This window comes from Olivibacter sp. CPCC 100613 (genome assembly GCF_036959255.1).
Taxonomy (GTDB): domain Bacteria; phylum Bacteroidota; class Bacteroidia; order Sphingobacteriales; family Sphingobacteriaceae; genus Olivibacter.
On record NZ_JAWMTI010000002.1, the window covers coordinates 809,723 to 826,994 of the forward strand.

Annotated in this window: 13 protein-coding genes; 5 read left to right on the forward strand and 8 right to left on the reverse strand. The window is 40.0% G+C overall.

Going from position 1 to position 17,272, the window contains the following annotated elements; all coding sequences use genetic code 11:
• The first annotated feature begins 31 nt into the window (after window positions 1-31).
• The 4 genes from RYH73_RS09890 to RYH73_RS09905 all read left to right on the forward strand — a co-directional run bounded on the left by RYH73_RS09890 (window position 32) and on the right by RYH73_RS09905 (window position 4,209).
• A complete protein-coding gene (locus RYH73_RS09890) occupies window positions 32-382 on the forward strand; it encodes a DUF2200 domain-containing protein (RefSeq protein ID WP_335313257.1) in 351 nt (116 codons plus the stop codon).
• 775 nt (window positions 383-1,157) lie between these two features.
• On the forward strand, window positions 1,158-2,264 hold the full coding sequence (locus tag RYH73_RS09895; RefSeq protein ID WP_335313258.1) for a sensor histidine kinase: 1,107 nt from the start codon (window positions 1,158-1,160) through the stop codon (window positions 2,262-2,264).
• The gene (locus RYH73_RS09900) at window positions 2,261-3,025 is read left to right on the forward strand and encodes a LytR/AlgR family response regulator transcription factor (RefSeq protein WP_335313259.1); all 765 of its coding nucleotides are present in this window, start codon (window positions 2,261-2,263) and stop codon (window positions 3,023-3,025) included. The genes RYH73_RS09895 and RYH73_RS09900 overlap by 4 nt, the downstream gene beginning before the upstream one ends.
• Before the next feature lie 74 nt (window positions 3,026-3,099).
• Complete coding sequence (locus RYH73_RS09905) at window positions 3,100-4,209, forward strand: SGNH/GDSL hydrolase family protein (protein ID WP_335313260.1); 1,110 nt, start codon at window positions 3,100-3,102, stop codon at window positions 4,207-4,209.
• A gap of 143 nt (window positions 4,210-4,352) precedes the next feature.
• On the opposite strand, the gene RYH73_RS09910 is transcribed toward RYH73_RS09905, so the two are convergent.
• Complete coding sequence (locus tag RYH73_RS09910; RefSeq protein WP_335313261.1) at window positions 4,353-5,342, reverse strand: family 43 glycosylhydrolase; 990 nt, start codon at window positions 5,340-5,342, stop codon at window positions 4,353-4,355.
• Window positions 5,343-5,576: 234 nt separating this feature from the next.
• Here RYH73_RS09910 and RYH73_RS09915 point away from each other — a divergent pair, with 234 nt between their 5' ends.
• A complete protein-coding gene (locus RYH73_RS09915) occupies window positions 5,577-5,804 on the forward strand; it encodes a hypothetical protein (protein WP_335313262.1) in 228 nt (75 codons plus the stop codon).
• Between the two features lie 133 nt (window positions 5,805-5,937).
• On the opposite strand, the gene RYH73_RS09920 is transcribed toward RYH73_RS09915, so the two are convergent.
• The 7 genes from RYH73_RS09920 to RYH73_RS09950 all read right to left on the reverse strand — a co-directional run bounded on the left by RYH73_RS09920 (window position 5,938) and on the right by RYH73_RS09950 (window position 17,254).
• Entirely contained in the window at window positions 5,938-6,156 is a 219-nt protein-coding gene (locus tag RYH73_RS09920; RefSeq protein WP_335313263.1) for a hypothetical protein, read from the reverse strand.
• 248 nt (window positions 6,157-6,404) lie between these two features.
• Complete coding sequence (locus tag RYH73_RS09925) at window positions 6,405-6,983, reverse strand: Crp/Fnr family transcriptional regulator (protein WP_335313264.1); 579 nt, start codon at window positions 6,981-6,983, stop codon at window positions 6,405-6,407.
• Between the two features lie 14 nt (window positions 6,984-6,997).
• Window positions 6,998-8,509, reverse strand: coding sequence for a glycoside hydrolase family 43 protein (locus RYH73_RS09930; RefSeq protein ID WP_335313265.1), 1,512 nt, complete (start codon window positions 8,507-8,509; stop codon window positions 6,998-7,000).
• 181 nt (window positions 8,510-8,690) lie between these two features.
• Entirely contained in the window at window positions 8,691-9,644 is a 954-nt protein-coding gene (locus RYH73_RS09935) for an aldose epimerase family protein (RefSeq protein ID WP_335313266.1), read from the reverse strand.
• A 98-nt stretch (window positions 9,645-9,742) separates the two neighbouring features.
• Entirely contained in the window at window positions 9,743-12,568 is a 2,826-nt protein-coding gene (locus RYH73_RS09940; protein ID WP_335313267.1) for a sugar-binding domain-containing protein, read from the reverse strand.
• Window positions 12,569-12,610: 42 nt separating this feature from the next.
• Window positions 12,611-14,143, reverse strand: a complete 1,533-nt coding sequence (locus RYH73_RS09945) for a RagB/SusD family nutrient uptake outer membrane protein (protein ID WP_335313268.1) — start codon at window positions 14,141-14,143, stop codon at window positions 12,611-12,613.
• Window positions 14,144-14,161: 18 nt separating this feature from the next.
• Entirely contained in the window at window positions 14,162-17,254 is a 3,093-nt protein-coding gene (locus RYH73_RS09950; RefSeq protein WP_335313269.1) for a SusC/RagA family TonB-linked outer membrane protein, read from the reverse strand.
• Between the last annotated feature and the right edge of the window lie 18 nt (window positions 17,255-17,272).

Genomic DNA, 17,272 nt, shown 5'->3' on the forward strand with positions numbered 1-17,272 from the left:
GAACATAAAATCATTTGATAATCGTAATACGATGGATAATACAAGAGTTTATAAAATGTCTTTCGCAGGTGTATATCCGCACTATATACAAAAGGCGGAAAAAAAGGGACGCACCAAAGCAGAGGTAGATGAGATCATCTATTGGCTAACTGGCTATGATGCGCAAACTTTGCAACAGCACATCACCAATAAGACTAATTTTGAAACATTCTTCGCCCAAGCACCACAAATCAATCCAAATGTTTCAAAAATTACAGGCGTAATCTGCGGATATCGTGTAGAGGAAATAGAAGATAAGCTCATGCAGAAGGTCCGCTATTTGGATAAGTTGATTGATGAATTAGCAAAAGGTAAATCCATGGAGAAAATCTTAAGAAAATAAAAAACCAGATTTTCCGTATAACCCAAATACACATTTTAAATAATGCAAGAGTTTTACATTTTCTAAATGGCTACTTATTGACTAGGTTAAAATAAAAAGCCGTCCTTAAATCTCAAAAAAGGACGGCCGAACTGAATGAAAAAAATTTACCTGTACCACTCAAAATGTGGAATATCAAATATACCTTTGAAACATTAGATTGACATAAGAGTTCCGTTCATATAAATAAAAAAACCGTCTTCGTTCTCAGCGGAAGACGGTTAAAATTTACGTGAACTCCAAATAAAAAAATACGCACTTGTATTTTTCATTGAGGTCGGAAGTGGATTCGAACCACTCTAAGATCTCTTGCGGAGCTCTGCCTAGCCGCTCGGCCATCCGACCCTTTGTGATAGAACAAAGCTACTATAATTCGGATAGTTTCACTTACACAATACAGGCACAGAAAATCGTATATTTATGTGCTTATTGCAATGCTCTCCTATTTGATATGAAGTTAATATTAGTCATTTTTAATAGGTACCCAATTTAAAATTTAGCTAAAAGATGGAGGTTTTTAATTGATATTAGTACGGTGACAACGATCTTCGTAACAAACTTCAGTACAGACGGCACCAATCGCTCGTATTCATTTCAATGCGGTTAGCGTCCCTTTCAATTGAACATTGATGCATTTCAATTAATTTTATTTAAAAACTCACTTTAAACTCTTTTATTTTGTGAGTAATACGAAATAGAGCTATACGGAATGCCAACTATATAAAAAAGGGAATTTGTGAACAAGCTGCAAAAAATAATTAAGATTATAAAAAGAGGTAAAGCGAAACATATCCAGTTGCTTATACTAACTTTCTTGGTATCTTATGCGACCTTGTTCGTTATATTTCCCTATTCATATTGGACGGAATATTTTAACATGCCGACATCCGAGCTAATAATAGACGTGCTCGTCAATCTATTATTTTGCGCAGTAGTCTTGGAACTGAGTCTTTTCATAGACAGGAAATTGAATAGAAAAATACCTTGGATTACTCACCCGATGAAACGCCTGTTTATTCAAACAATACTTCAAATCATAGGTGCTTTGAGTCTTATTGTTTCTTTGGGTCTTCTTTATTATACCTTTACAGATCCCATAAATATAAACACAAAGCCCATTATTGGTTTAAGAGAGGGCTTATACACCGTGATTGCCATCGTATTGTGGGCTTTAATGATCAGTAGTCTGAATACCGGTGATTTTTTATTGCAAAATTGGAAAAAAGCGACCATGACAGCGGCAGAATACAAAGTAAAAGCAGCCGAAAATAAGCAATTAGCAGCTGAAATAGAGTTGCAGGCTTTGAAGTTGCAACTTGATCCGCATTTTGTTTTTAACAACTTAAGTGTTCTATCGGAATTGATATTGAAGGATCAACAATTGGGTTATGAATACACAGAAAATTTTACGAAGGTCTATCGATATCTGCTCGTCAATTCTAAAAAGAAATTGGTGACATTAGCCGAGGAACTCAAATTTCTCCATGCCTATCTTTTCCTTATTAAAAACCGGATGGGAGGAGGTGCTGTTTTTCGGATTAACATTGAGGAATCTAAACTTACGTTGCTAATTCCTCCTATTACCCTTCAACTATTTATCGAAAATGCACTGAAATATAATCGTACCGAGGAAGAAGACCCATTAGTTGTAAGTATTTACGCTAATGATCAAGACGAATTGGTTGTTTCCAACACCTTGTTACCGCTAATCAAAAAGCCCCATTCTACAGGTATTGGCTTAAAAAATATCATTAGCCGTTATGCATTAATATCGGCGAGAAAACCTGTTGTAGAAAAAAACGATGAACATTTTACCGTAAAAGTCCCTCTTATCAAATTATGAACGTAATAAAAAAAGTATTGATTCTAGAGGATGAAAAGCTCAACTCAGAACGTATAAAGCGGTTAATATCCAAAATACGACCTAATGTAGAGATTGTTGCTATCTTGACAAGTGTCAAGAAAACAATACGTTGGCTTTCCGAAAATAAATCCCCCGACCTGATCATCATGGATGTGCAATTGGCTGATGGGTTAAGCTTTGAGATTTTCAATCTAGCGGAAGTCAGATGTCCGGTCATATTTACAACAGCATATGATGAATATGCGGTGAAGGCATTCAAATACAATAGTGTGGATTATCTTCTTAAGCCGATAGAAAAAGATGAACTTGAGGCTGCTATCCTAAAATTTGAACATACCGTACAACAGCACCAACAATATCCATTAATTGAAGAACTGTTAGCCTACATCCAACCAAAAGAATATCGATCACGTTTCCTACTTCCCTACCGCGATGGCTATAGGAAAATCAATGTAGAAGATATTGCCTTTTTTTATTCCCAGCAGAATATCAGTTTTGCAAACCTATACAATGGGGAGCGGATCATCGTTCCTCAAACCTTGGAAATTTTGGAACAGGAATTGAATCCAAAATTCTTCTTTAGAGCAAATCGTCAGTATATTATACACGTCAATTCCATTGAAAAGGTTGCTAATTTTTTTAATGGAAAATTGAAAGTTAAAATTAAAAACGACACGGACACAGGTGTTATTGTTAGCAGAACAAAAGCACCTGTATTTAAAATGTGGTTGGATTATTAAAAAAATTACTTTTCCTAATTTTCTACAAAAAAATTTTTACATTCCGTATTATGTAAAACTTTCACTATAAAGATATGGAAGAAAAAAAACAAGAAAAGGCAGTTTTTTCTGTATGGCTATTCCTATGTTATTTTTTTTTAAGTCAAGTAGCTTATGCGCAGGATAGTCTAAGATATATTCCGGCAAATGACCTGGTCCTTTTGGGAAAGCCTAAACCCACCAAGGAAATCTTTCAACGAATCCAAAGTCGGGAATCAAACCTGATGCCTCAAGCTGTTCAGGACCTGGCATTGAACAGTGCGGGCATCGCTGTAGTTTTTGAAACAAATTCGTCGATATTAGCAGCAAAATGGACCTTAGCCGAAGATAAATACTTCGCCAATATGACTCCCATTGCCCATAGTGGACTGGATCTTTATTGCTTAAAAGATGGTAAGTGGCAGTATGTGGGTGTAGGAAAACCTGCAAAGGATATGTTGAATCAAAAACAGATTATCATCAGCAGAATGGATACAACAACAAAGCAGTTTATGCTCTATCTGCCACTGTACAATACCGTTTCAGAACTACAGATTGGAATCGAACCTAAATCTAGTATTGGTCGCCCTAAGCAGCCTGGTATTGACACGACCAAACGCGTTGTAATTTACGGTTCCAGTATCGTCCAAGGAGCCTCTGCCAGTAGACCAGCTATGGCCTATCCCGCAATTATTCAACGAAAGTTGGGTATCGATGTTATTAACTTAGGTTTTAGCGGCAGCGCCAAAATGGAGATGGCGCTTGCAAAATACCTTGCCACGGTTTCCGCCGATTGTTATATTTTGGATTGCATTCCTAATCAAACAGTAGCGCAAATTAATGAGCGGGCACTGCCTTTTATTAAATACCTAAAGTCGCAGCACCCCAAGACACCTATTATACTAATAGAAAGCGTTATAAGAGAAACGGGCTATTTTGATCAACAGACAGGCCGTCATGTAAAAAAACAAAATGAAAGTATTCATCGGGTTTATCAGCTGTTAAAGGAGGAAAAATACAACAATATCTTTTATATACCTGCTGCGCATTTAACGGGAAATGATCATGAAGCAATGATTGATGGCACCCATTTAACAGATTTAGGATTTACCCGAATGGCTGAAGTAGTTAATCGTGTGCTTGAGCAGGCAATTAAAAAACAGTAAATCATCCGCTTATAAACCCGAGTTTTGAACACCCACAATCTTTCAATAAGAACAAAACGGTATTACGAACAGCCACAGCCTATGGCCAAGCCTATGCGCATGGCCAGGTGGACAAACATATTTAGGATAAAAACACCTTAAAATCAGCGACGGATTTCGGGCAGGGCCTTTGTCCATTGCAGCTGTACATTGGAAAGATACCAAGACTGTCCATCACTGGTGTTATTTCCCTGAAAAAACAAATAGTATTTACCATCTTTTGTTTTAAAGATATCGGGATGACCAGACTCACTTTGATTCCACGTCCCAGAACTTCCATTTGACAAAAAGGGTTCTTGTACTTCGCGTTTCCAATGGATACCATCTTCGCTTTTCGCTAATCCGATTTGCTGTGGATCATTATTATAGCTCCCCGCATAAAACATATACAGTGCACCGTCTTTTTCGATTACAGATGCGGCTTCGATACATTGGCCTTCCCAAGGTAAGGTTGGCCTTAAAATAGGCCCGTCATAGGCCTGCTTCCAATGTGTTTTTCTGAAATCGGTACCCTTGGGAGCAACGGCTACCCCTTGCATCTGCACTTCTCCCATGGGATCTCGTGTAGCAAAAAAGAGAAAGTATTGATTTTTATAGAAATGAACTTCCGCATCAATTGCTCGACCATTATTCCAATCACCTGTGGGTTTAAATATCGGATTCGTATTATCTCTCGTAAAATGAACTCCATCGGTAGAATAAGCATGACAAATAGCGTCTTTAGGTCCATTGCCATAGGTTTGATAGAAAAGATGGACGGTATCACCTCGCACGAGTGCACCAGGAGCGCACAGGCCATTTTGCTCATAAGTTGCAGCTTTAGTTAATTCGCCAACTTTCTGCCAATCGGTCAAATTATTACTTTGAGCGATACCAATACGCCAGCCCCCACCTTCTTTTCCTGGAATGGAATAGTACATCCAATGCTTTCCTTTAAAATATATCACTTTAGGGTCTTTCGCAATAGGCTTACCAGATGAACAATCGGTAAAATACATCGCAGGCTTCTCCTGAGCTTGTAAATTGCCAGAGCAAAGGAGGATAAAGAAGAAACCCATTGTAATGCCATTACCTAAGCAGGTTTTCTGTATCATATTAATTTAATGGTTTGGATAATTTATGGTCAATATTGAAAGCTAAATAACAAAATTCTACTGAATTTAAACAGCCATAATGTATCAAAATAACGGCTATTTGATTCATCTAAACAAAAACGAATCCATAGGAGAGGATAAAATTTGCCTCCTATAAATACCGGTAAACCGATTCTTCTTTAAAATGTTGTTAATAATAATGAACTCCTACTAGAATCAAAAGAGAATATAAAGATGAAAAGAAAATCGTTTTTAACAAGCAAGGTCAGAAGTGCTGTTGTTGGGCAGGCGGCAGGTGGTCGTATTGCTTTTGGTGTGATGGCCATTGGAGCAATGGCTATTGGAGCACTTGCAATAGGCACAATTGCTATAGGCATGCTCCGAATCGGAAAGGGTAAAATTGGTAAGCTTCATATAAATGAGTTAAGCATTGACAAGCTAATCATGAAGGACCCTTTGTAAGGGTGCCATCCATCAGCTTTAATGTGTTGTTGGGCCGCTGCAAGCGAGTAGCAAAAGAAAGCATTGTAGATGGCACAATGGCACATGGCGTATTTTTAGAAGAAAAAAAATAAACGAGGAGAATAGCCCAAAGCTACTCCTCATATAATAAAGTGGCATTGTAACCCATTCGATGAAGTGCCTCCGCTAACACAGGGCCTTTTAAGTTAATCGCTCTTACTATCAAGAGATTATAGATCGAATCAAAATCTATCTTCCATTCACGGATTTCAGAAAACTTGTCGAGAATAGATTTAATGCGACTCATTTCCATTGGCGAGTTGATATCAGTCATAAATTTTAACGTTTCCATAACTTCCAATTAAATTTTGGGTGAAAAATTCATTCTATCCTACCATCTGCATCAATTTCACAATAATTTCATGCAGCGCGTATTCCAAATATAAAAACTTTGTCGCCAAGGGAAAAGCTGAAAATGGAACATTGTACCGAAACGGTGATTTTCTGTAATAAACCAATAAGCTTCTTGAAATTTACCTTACAAAATTCTAAGTAAGATAGAGAGTGGGCATTTAATGTAGTCCATTGCTTCTTGTGACTTTAGCGGGCTAACCTACTAAGCGTTTCCCGCGAAACACCCAAGTAAGCGGCAATAAGACTTTTGGGTACACGCTGAATAAGTCCAGGATAACGTTTAAGGAGTTGTTCATAACGTTCTTTCGTGTTAGATGTCAACCAAGATATAATACGACGTTGCGACCCAATAAAACCAAAATTCGCTTTTTCAAGAAAGAAACGTTCCATCTTTTGAAGGTCGTCACACAACTTTTTATAGTCTTCAAGCAAAAGGCATAAGACAATTGTATCTTCAAGGCATTCTAGCGACATCGTAGCTTTCGTTTGCGTATAGTAAGCATAAAAATCGCTCTCCCACCAGTCCTCCATGGCAAAAGATACAATGTATTGCTTCCCGGACTCGTCGGTGTAAACTAATTTTAACAAACCTGTAACTACAAAATAATGATATTTTACGAAGTCACCTTCCTGAACAAGAAATTGATGCTTTCGGTATCTTTTAACTGAAAAATGACGAAACACAAATGCAAATTCCTCATCATCAAGGGGCACGATTTTCGTTATATGATCTCTCAGCCTACCTTCTATTGTTTGTGTATCCATAAAACCGCCTCTTTTTAGTGCCTTAGATAGTTAAGATCAAAAAATTGAAAAACTGCCTGGCTGTCTTCTGATCCGCTGAAATTCAAACCAGGTCGAGGGCTGCGATCCCAAGGCGGTAAAAAATCAATTGCATATCCGTCCTTCTCCGCATCCAGCTCCTGCCAATTGTTATCTTGTTTCCAATATGCTTTACAGATAAAATTGGGAGATATACGCATTTTTAAGGAAACAGGTTGCTCCTTATCCGATAAAGCTTGCTTATCAATTATTTTTTTCCTTCCATCTTTTATCATCCAAAACACCGCATCGTCTCCCTTTGCGGAAAGCCCAATAGATGCCTTTTCATCACCATAAAGAATTAAACCCTTATCGGAGTGGTTGTGGTTTAACACGGTCGTACTCATTTCATAAGAAAGTGTATAAGGTCTTAATGTTAATGCAATTCCTGCCTCATAATGCGAATCATATGCTCCCGAAAGAGTTAGCTGTGTATTTTGCATCTGAATTCGTGGTTGCATATATCGAAAATCCCACTGCCAGAAAATACGCTCAGTGTCATTAGTAAAATCAACATGAACATTAGGATAGTCCGCATCTTCCGAAATAGAACTACCAAAAGCCGGCCATTCGTCCTTCCATTGTAACTCGGAAATTTGCCCTTCTCTTCCCGTGAAAACGTGGCTGGTTTTGTTATAGGCGTGGTACATATAGAAGGTTTTCCCTTCTTTATCCTCCACGAAGGTCCCGTGTCCAGGACATTTCCAATCGTCCAGATCATCAAGAATCGGATTTGCCGTATATTCCTCATATGGCCCGGTAATTGCCTTTGCGCGTGCCACGCTTACATTATAGGTACATTCTAAACCACAACAAGCACCCGCTGAATAAAATAGGTAATAATACTGACCCTTTTTTAATATACTTTGCCCCTCAATTCCCTCCCCTCGCTTGTCTTTTAGCAGGGTAAAAGGTTTCCCTACGAGCGAGCGTCCATCCTCTGAAAGTTTACTTCCCAAGATTTCGATGGGCCTTTTGTCCAAACCATATGCTTTCCACGTAATATACAGCTGACCCTCATCATTAAATACAAAAGCGTCAATAGCCTCCTTTCCGTACTCAATTAGCACACCATGATCCTTGAATCCACGATCGGGGAATTGAGAAGTAGCTACCCCGATGCAGGAAACCCCATCACTTTTTCGTCGTGCCGTATAGTAGACGTAATAAACTCCATTGTGAAAGTAATACTCAGGGGCCCAAAAAGAGCCTTTCGTCCATTTTGGGGCCTCTTCAAATAAAAATCCTACTTGTTGCCACTCCTTCAAATTGGTCGATTTAAAAATAGGGAAATGGGGAGCCCATTCACTTGATGTACCGATCGCATAATAACGATCACCTTGCCTGATGATAGAAGGATCAGCAAAATCACCTGGAATAACCGCTTTGACATGTTGCGCTACCAGAACTTGGCACATTCCGAGGTATATAAAGAAAAAAAGGCTTATTCTATTCAAATTAATATTCATGATCCTACTATCTGACGTCTTGGTCTTAAAAGTACATATTATTGGGAAAGAATGAGTAGTTCCGTTTCTCATTTATTCAATAGATCATCTCAAGTAGACAAGACGATTAATTAGCCTCTCTCAATTTTTCAATGATTTGCATGTTGATGATCGTACATTTCACTCTTAATGAATGAAGAACTTAAAAGTTGGAAAAATGATAATAAATTTCATGGCAATAAACTTGACCGGGAAGTAAAAGAGTAGTTGGAAATTGCGGTAAATTGGGGCTATCAGGAAAATACTGGGGTTCCAAACATAAACCCTGATTGCTGATAAATGGTTTGCCAAGAAAATTTCCAAAATACACCTGTAGTCCTGGATAGGTTGAGCCAACGGTCAATGTACGGTTTGACGGACCGTGAACCAATACAGCCATCTTCTTCACCCTTTCTTGCTGTTGGTCAAAACAATAGTTCGCATTAACTATTGTATTTTTTACTTCGTAAACCGATTGCGGCTGTCGAAGATCATACCTAGTTCCCCTCACCATTTCAATTTCTCCATTCGGTAAGTTTCTATTATTTAATGGTGTATAGCAATCTGTTAAAACCTGCAATTTATGCTGATCAATCGTATCTACAGACCCGCTCAGATTAAAATAAGCATGATTCGTTAAGTTCATTATTGTTGGCGCATCTGTTGTTCCGTAAAACTTGATAGCCAAGGTACTATTACCTAATAGCTTAAGATGCATTTCAACATGTACAGCGCCAGGGAAGCCTTCTTCGCCATCTTCACTTCTAACTGTCAACGTGATTGCCGATCGTTCATGATTCTTTACCTGCCAGACTTTTTTATCAAACCCTATAAAACCACCATGGAGGTGATTTAAATGAGCAGTTTCATTCATGGATAGCTGAACGTCACGTCCCATCAGTATAAAGCGTCCATCTCGAATCCGATTTGCAAATCTTCCGATCGTGCTCCCAATATAATACGGATCGCTTAGATAGTCTTTGCTCGAGGCATACCTTAAGATCGTATTAAGAAACGAACCCGAAGAAGTGGGAACTTCAATGCGCGTTAACCTAGCACCATAATCCAGCATGCCAACCCGCATTCCATACATATTTTCAATAAACAGCTCGTGCATTTGATTAAATGATCGCTACCAAGTGCCTGAAAATTTCAGCTAGCCTTCATCTTTACATAACAGGTAGTGTCCCTGCAATCAGGGACACTACCTGTTATTTATTCTGTCAACTGCACAATTTCGTCAGGCTGCAAGCTCGTCTTGGGAGCGAAGGAAGAAGATTGCATATAATTGCCGAGGCTATACAATAATTGCCTCGCTTCGGGCCTATTTTGGCGATCTGTTAATAAGTCAATTGCAGAAACCAACAACTTTCCCTTCCCGATGTTAGCCTCAAAAACCAACCCCAAAGGTCGGGCGGTAAACCAATCGTCAATTACACGCACAATTGGTTTTAATGTTGGATTGATTCGGTCTAACCGCATGGCATTCGCATGTGTGATCGCGTCCCACCATTGCCAGTTGGAGTGAAACTCCGTAGGAAAATATTGAAAGGCCGGATGATGAGGTTCACAAAGTAGTCCAAGTGTAACCGGAGCCTGTCCACGTGTCCAGGCCGTATTCCAGAAAATACTCGAAAAGCCCAATGCAACATCCCCTCCCTTATCCTGCTTAAGCATCCCTTTTTCGATTGAGTACAGTACCTTTCCTCCCTTCGCTAATACCTCCTTCGCCTGCTGATCGAAACGGGCCGTTACATATACTTCATCACTTAAACGTGGTAAAGTTTTTGGAAAGACGAAAAAATCCCATTGGTTTGTATACTGGCCCAAAGTTACCTGTAAAATTAATTTCCTAGCCTCTTTTACCTTCTTCAAATCCATAGAGACCACACCCGCAGTTTGGTTATTTCCAAACCTTAGCTTATTCAGTAAAAGGCTTCCCGTCGCATAAACATGTTGTGCTTCATCAATTATTTGCCATTTAACACGAACATTATCTTTCTCTTCCGGTCCATAATGTGCGATTTCAACAGGAACTTTTAATAATTGATCATTGGTATAGATAAAATTTGCAAATCGGGCCAGCGGTACAGTACTATTACAGAATTGACTATAGGTTTTTCCATCAACGTAACCTTTATCTTTCCAAAACGCGTTTAAAACACCTACCAAGGCAGTACCTTGGCCTGGAAAATCGTGTAAATCCAACAATTGAAAGCCCGCAAAGCCGGGGGTACGCAAGGCCGCTTCGATATCGGCCTTATAGCATAAGGTCTGTAGTTTACCGGATGCTTGCAAAAATTTCTCGGCTAAACTGTCCATTCCAGATGCACGTAAACGATCTTGAAAAATTTCAAAATTCTTTGCTTTCATGACACCTGTATAAGTTTTTATCTCCTTAAAATCGGGATATACGCACCATTGGCCAATTTCATGACTTACCGTAGGAATATCGAACCGGGCAATACGGTCTCGCCAATCGTAATCATTCCGTGGCTTTTGTTTATTAATGATGGAGTTCAAACCATCCCCCCAAGCCTGTATTCGAGGTTCAGGTATATTATTGTAATTATTTTCTGCAATAGCAGGCCAACCGGCAGCTGTTGTATATAGGCGTCTTTCATCCTTCGCTTTCCAAGTTTCTACAAATTTTCGAAGATAAGCAACGTGATTTTTCCCACTCGGTTCATTCCCATAGGCCATCAATAAAAATGAAGGGTGATTTCCATACTGTGCTACGATGCGTTCGCTTTCGCGATAGATATAATTGTCCAAGGGTTTGCCATCACCAATTGTCGCTCCTTGGTTTGCCCAAGACGCACATTCGATCTGAAGATACATACCTAAGCTATCAGCAGCTCTAAAAGCTGCTTCGGGTGGGCACCAGGAATGAAAGCGAAGGTGGTTCAACCCGTATGATTTACAGGTATTGATAATTTTCGCCCAAGATTCGACGTCGGTTGCCGGATAACCGGTAAGTGGAAAAATTGCACTCTCCAAGGTCCCCCGTAAAAAAATGGGCCGTCCGTTTAAGGTGATTTCCTTCTCGCGAACCGCGACCTCACGCATTCCAAAATCGGTTTGATATCCGAATGATTTTCCATCCACTGACAAACCAGCTACCAATGTATACAAAATCGGATTGAATTCATCCCACGTTTTAATCGTATTCCCCATCGGGTAATCTATCTTCACCTCATTGGCACCATTTGAAAGGGTCAGTGTCTGTTGTATATCATTCAGCTTATTTCCTCCCTTTTCGATTGCGTGAAGTAGCAAGGAAGCGTTTACCGGTTCACCCATATTCCGAATACGTGCATGGACAGTGACACTTTTTTTGGATAGATCAGGAAAAACCTGCAGGCTTTCTATACGATATTTTTTCAGAGGCTCCAAGCTAATTTCTCCGATCATCCCATTCCAATTGCTTTGTGTATGATCAGTGATGCTATGTGCATTAGGACCAACATCAATCGATTTAACCCGGTTGTCAACACGAATAGTTATCAGGTGTCTTCCAGGCGAGAGATTTCCTTTGAACAAAAAGCGATGAGGCGTACTAAGGCTATTTTCGGTACCCAATTTCATGCTATCTAACCAGACTGTACTTTCCCAATGTACACGTTCAATAAAAAGCTCCGCACCCATTTGATAAGCGCTATCTGGTATTCGGATTTCCTTTTGATACCAAGCAGCACCCTTATAATACTTTACTGGTTGTAACCAAAACGGCACTTTGATGTTTCCTTCGCGACGATAGGGAGCATAAGCCGTATCCGTAAAATAAGAGGAGTCGACAATACCTCCTGTCCATGGTGTATGAACACTAATATCAAAACCTTTGCCATTGGTGGTCGTTGAACCCGGCAATTTCACCTTCTCCTGTAAAGCTTTGGCAAACCATTTCTCTCGTTCGCCAAGGTCAGCCGTATCAAGCGAAAAAGACCATTCGCCTGTGAGATCAGCATATCGCTGCGTTGATTTATCAACACGACAGGTACTAAACAATACAATGCAAAATAATAAGAGCAATCTATTCATGGTCGTTTAATCGTTTTTTAAATTTAAGATTAATAAGGACTGTTACCAATTAGGATTTTGCACCATATTTGGGTTTGTATTCAACTCGTCTTGTGGTATAGGAAATAACTCATGTCTTGGAAGTGTTAAAAACTGACGTCCTTCTTTGTCACTTGCGGCAATTTCGTCTGCAAGTTTGCCCCAACGTCTCAGGTCGTAGAATCGCAATCCTTCTCTAAAAAATTCCAACATGCGCTGGTGCATAATCTCCTCAAGCAGGGCTTGTTGATCTTTGCCTGCTGGCAGTGGGGCAAGTTTAGCACGTATTCTAACCCGATTTATAAGCGGATAGGCTTCGTTCATACGTCCCAATTGGATCAAAGCTTCCGCACGCATCAGTAAAACATCCGCAAAACGAATAACCTTTTCGTTATTCTCTGAAATAAATATTCCTTCGTCATTATTTCGCCAATTCTGATACTTACGGATCATTGCGTTGAAACCAAACTGCTTTTTGAAAGACGAAAAGGGGCGATTATAATATTGTGCTCCCGGATAGTCCCATACCAATGAAGCGTACATGCGTGCATCGAAATCACCGTCTATGGTTTTCTCTTGCTGGAAAGCTTGAAAGATTTTATTGGTTGGAAAGGCTTCAAACCAACCTGCAACCTCTGCGGGTGCAAATTCTTGTGCTACTGTCGTGCCCTGCGACTCATTCGCGTTCTCTCCTGCCCAGGGTTGTGGCCCGCCTACATTTTGCATCTGAACCTCAAACAAGGATTCTTTATTGTTGTCATATGCAGCCATAAAATTCTGTTCATAATTATCCAACAAGGTATAATCGTATGGAGCCTTCGTTACAATATCCAATTCATTTGCTGCCTCTTCCCACCGCTCCATATAGAGATATACTTTACCTAGCATGGCAATAGCAGCACCATTCGTGGCCCGGCCAATATATTCATCTGGATAGTTAAGAGGTAGGGCATTTTTTGCCTCATTAAGATCGGTAATAATAAAGTTCCAGAGATCTTCCTGCTTGGCAGGTGATGTAAAATATTGATCGCGTTCTTTTGGTACGGACGAAATGAGGGGTACATCGCCAAAATTAATAATCAGATAAAAATAATTCAACGCTCGTAAAAATTTAGCTTCGGCGATCAATGCTGTCTTTTTCTCTTCGTCGATTTCGGCACTGGGGGTATTTTCGATAACTTGATTGGCCCTAAAGATTCCTCTAAAAAATCCATCGTATAGATCTCTCGGTGTAGTAGTCGTCGGATTGTTGGTGAACGTGGATAACTGATAAAGCGACTGTACGTCATTTCGGATGAAAAAATCATCCCCCCTTCCATTTGACAATTCTACCCCACGTACACCAAAATAGCCACGATTAACGTCTTTTAATACTTTATAAGTAGCCGCTAAACCACTTAAAACATCTTCTTCATTTTTCCAAAAATTGGCATCGGTTTGTGTATTGGGATTCTCCAATGATAACTTATCCGTACAACCAATTAGAAGCACCATCGCACCAATTACCCCTATCAAGGTAAATATGCGCCTCATTTGTACAATATTTTCAGTATTCATGTTCTTGAATTTAACTTGTTAAAAAGAAACCTGTACACCTAGCATAGCCGTTTTTGCCAATGGATAAGCAATGTGGCCGAAATCGACCCCTCTATTTAATATGCTCCCCGTTCTTCCCAAATCAGGATTATATCCTTTGTATTTGCTTACAGTAAAAACATTATCGAGGCTGACATAAAACCGGCAGTTATTGATCTTCAAAGATTCCAATGTAGTTGATGGCAATGTATAACCGACCTGCACTGTACGAAGTCGTAAATAGGACCCGCTTTCAAGAAAACGATCGCTGGTCTGACTGTTTAGATTAGGATCATTGATAACAGCTCTTGGCATATCCGTATTAGTATGTTGTGGTGTCCAGGCATCAAGTGTCGTTCTCAGATAATTAAATTCTAGATTCATGCCTTCTAAATCCTGCCGTAAACCATTATAGATTTTATTACCGTAGGTGCCTTGAAAAAACAAGTTAAGGTCAACGTTCTTCCATCGCAAATTTCCACCAAAACCATAACTGAATTTAGGATTCGGACTTCCTGCGTATTGCCGATCGTTTTGATCGATTTTACCGTCATCATTGACATCCAAAAAACGGATATCACCCGGCTTAGCATTCGGTTGAATCAACTGACCGTTTAGGTTGTGTTGCTGTACTTCATCTTCTGACTGAAAAATACCGTCTGCATGAATTAAATAAAAGGCACCCACAGGCCAGCCGGCCTGAGTTACAGTTGCAGAAGCACCATGATGTGTCGGTTGTCCACCGAAAATCTGCTGAGAACCACTTCCCAGTGCAAGTACCTTATTTGAGATCGTCGAGAAAGTTGCGTTAATGCCATAAGAAAAATCCCCTTTTTCGTCGGAGAAAGAAAGATCTGCTTCGAAACCTTTGTTACGGATACTCCCCGCATTAACGTATGGGCTTGCAGCGCTCGCGCCTGTGGACAGCGGTATAGGAACTTGCAAAAGAATATCATTGCTATTTTTTACAAAATAGTCGGCTATCAGTGCGAGTTTATTGTTAAAGAGGCCCAAATCTAAGCCCGCATTATAGGTTTCCGAACTTTCCCATCGTATATCAGGTGTAGCAAATGCAACCTGTGTAGCTCCGGGCATCAATTGTTGATCACTACCGATTACATAATTTATATTTGGGTTGATATTAGCTAAAAACTGATAATCTGAAATTTCCTGGTTACCGAGCTTACCGTAACCTGCCCGTATTTTTAATGAGCTGACTGAAGGGATCGCGTCTTTAAAAAAAGACTCATTCGACACATTCCAAGCAGCTGCCAAGGAAGGAAAATTACCATATTTATAATCTTCACCGAATCGAGAAGAACCATCTCTACGGATAATGGCCGTTAATGTATATTTGTCATCATAGGTATAGATCAGTCTTCCAAAATAAGAGATTAACGTATTTTCAAGTGCGTTGCTTCCTGTAACGGTATTGGTTGTTCCTGCGTCGAGTACCTCAATGCCCCGCGGCATTCCGCTTTTACGTCCACTTAGCTCACGATAGTTGGAATTTTGATAGGTATAACCAGCCATGCCTTGCAAGCTATGTTTGTTCCATTGTTTATCATAAGTTAACGTGTGCTCTTGTAATATAACTTGCTTTTCCGTCCGCCGTTCATATAGATTAGCCATTCGATTGATAAACAACGTTCCAACTTCATAAGGGTGCTGATAAGCAAAATCTTTTCCGTATGTACGGGTATAGCCTGCATTGTATTTGTATTTCAACCCATCGATGATACTTACTTCGGCATAGGCATTAATGAGCGCATTAGCAGCAGCATATTCCGGCCTATCCAAATGCAGTTGAGCGACAGGATTAGCTACGTTAACTACCGGGCCATATGCACCGGCAAAACCGCCGATAGCATTTGGATCATAAACGTTAAAAACAGGAATCATTTTAAGTGCGGCGCCGACAGGGCCACCACCTTGACCACCCCAACCCGTTGACATATTACGCCACTTTTCATCAGAGAGAATAATGGTTTCACCAATTTTTACCCGTCCCTTGGTAAAATCTGATTTGATGCGCAGGTTATATCGTTCATAGCCGGTTGTGCGGACAATACCTTCCTGTCCTAAGTAATCACCTGAAATATTATAATTATAGTTTTCTCCCCCACCCGTTGCATTCAGATTATAATTTTGCATAGGTGCCTGATGAAAGATCTCATCCTGCCAGTCAACATCTGCAAGTTGCGCATAGTTATCTGCAATTTCCAAACGTGCTAAACTTGCATTATCGTGCGCTGCATTGCTAACAGAAGCCCATTCCTGTGCATTTAAAACATCCAATTTCTTGGCTAGTTTTTGGTAACCATAATAGGCATTTAAAGCAATGATGTTATCGCCTTTTTTCCCTGATTTTGTCGTGACCAGAACGACACCATTTGCTGCGCGTGAACCGTATATAGCCGCGGCTGAAGCGTCTTTTAGGACATCCATGGAAGCAATATCACTAGGTGCTATATTATTGATGTTATCAACCTGTACACCGTCAACAATATACAATGGATTATTATTGTTCAGCGATCCCGTTCCGCGGATCAACACGCGCACACCCGACCCGGGATTTCCACCACCTGATTCAATCTGCACACCGGCAACTTTGCCTTGGATAGCTTGCCCCACGTTACTGAAACCCTCGGAAACAATATCTTCTGCGGAAATGGATGCAATTGCTCCGGTTATGTTAGACCGCTTTTGCGTACCATAACCAACGACTACGACTTCGTCCAACGCCTTATTATCAGCGCTAAGTTGAATATTGACAACTTGTTGTTCACCTACTTTCACTTCTTGTGTAACATAACCGATAGCACTTATTATCAGTATATCCAGGGAGTTAACGCTTAATTGAAAATTACCCGAAGCATCGGACGATGTTCCTTTAGCTGATTTTGCCTTAACAACAATAGAAACTCCCGGGATGGCTTGTCCCACAGGGTCGGTAATCCGACCTCGTAGGATGTGTTCCCCCTTTTCCTGTGCGCTTAATATCAGCGGAAGGACCAGGTAAAATATACAAAGAATTGTCCTAGACAAAAGCCTTGCATCCTTCTGGTTGAGACATGATTTAATTGGTTGCATAAAAGATTTATTTTGGTT

Excerpts from the sequence above, each read along its gene's own strand:
- RYH73_RS09890 (WP_335313257.1), top strand. The coding sequence starts at position 32 with ATGGATAATACAAGAGTTTATAAAATGTCTTTCGCAGGTGTATATCCG.
- RYH73_RS09930 (WP_335313265.1), bottom strand. The coding sequence starts at position 8,509 with ATGAATATTAATTTGAATAGAATAAGCCTTTTTTTCTTTATATACCTC.
- RYH73_RS09920 (WP_335313263.1), bottom strand. The coding sequence starts at position 6,156 with ATGGAAACGTTAAAATTTATGACTGATATCAACTCGCCAATGGAAATG.
- RYH73_RS09935 (WP_335313266.1), bottom strand. The coding sequence starts at position 9,644 with ATGCACGAGCTGTTTATTGAAAATATGTATGGAATGCGGGTTGGCATG.
- RYH73_RS09945 (WP_335313268.1), bottom strand. The coding sequence starts at position 14,143 with ATGAATACTGAAAATATTGTACAAATGAGGCGCATATTTACCTTGATA.
- RYH73_RS09950 (WP_335313269.1), bottom strand. The coding sequence starts at position 17,254 with ATGCAACCAATTAAATCATGTCTCAACCAGAAGGATGCAAGGCTTTTG.
- RYH73_RS09900 (WP_335313259.1), top strand. The coding sequence starts at position 2,261 with ATGAACGTAATAAAAAAAGTATTGATTCTAGAGGATGAAAAGCTCAAC.
- RYH73_RS09910 (WP_335313261.1), bottom strand. The coding sequence starts at position 5,342 with ATGATACAGAAAACCTGCTTAGGTAATGGCATTACAATGGGTTTCTTC.
- RYH73_RS09925 (WP_335313264.1), bottom strand. The coding sequence starts at position 6,983 with ATGGATACACAAACAATAGAAGGTAGGCTGAGAGATCATATAACGAAA.
- RYH73_RS09940 (WP_335313267.1), bottom strand. The coding sequence starts at position 12,568 with ATGAATAGATTGCTCTTATTATTTTGCATTGTATTGTTTAGTACCTGT.
- RYH73_RS09915 (WP_335313262.1), top strand. The coding sequence starts at position 5,577 with ATGAAAAGAAAATCGTTTTTAACAAGCAAGGTCAGAAGTGCTGTTGTT.
- RYH73_RS09905 (WP_335313260.1), top strand. The coding sequence starts at position 3,100 with ATGGAAGAAAAAAAACAAGAAAAGGCAGTTTTTTCTGTATGGCTATTC.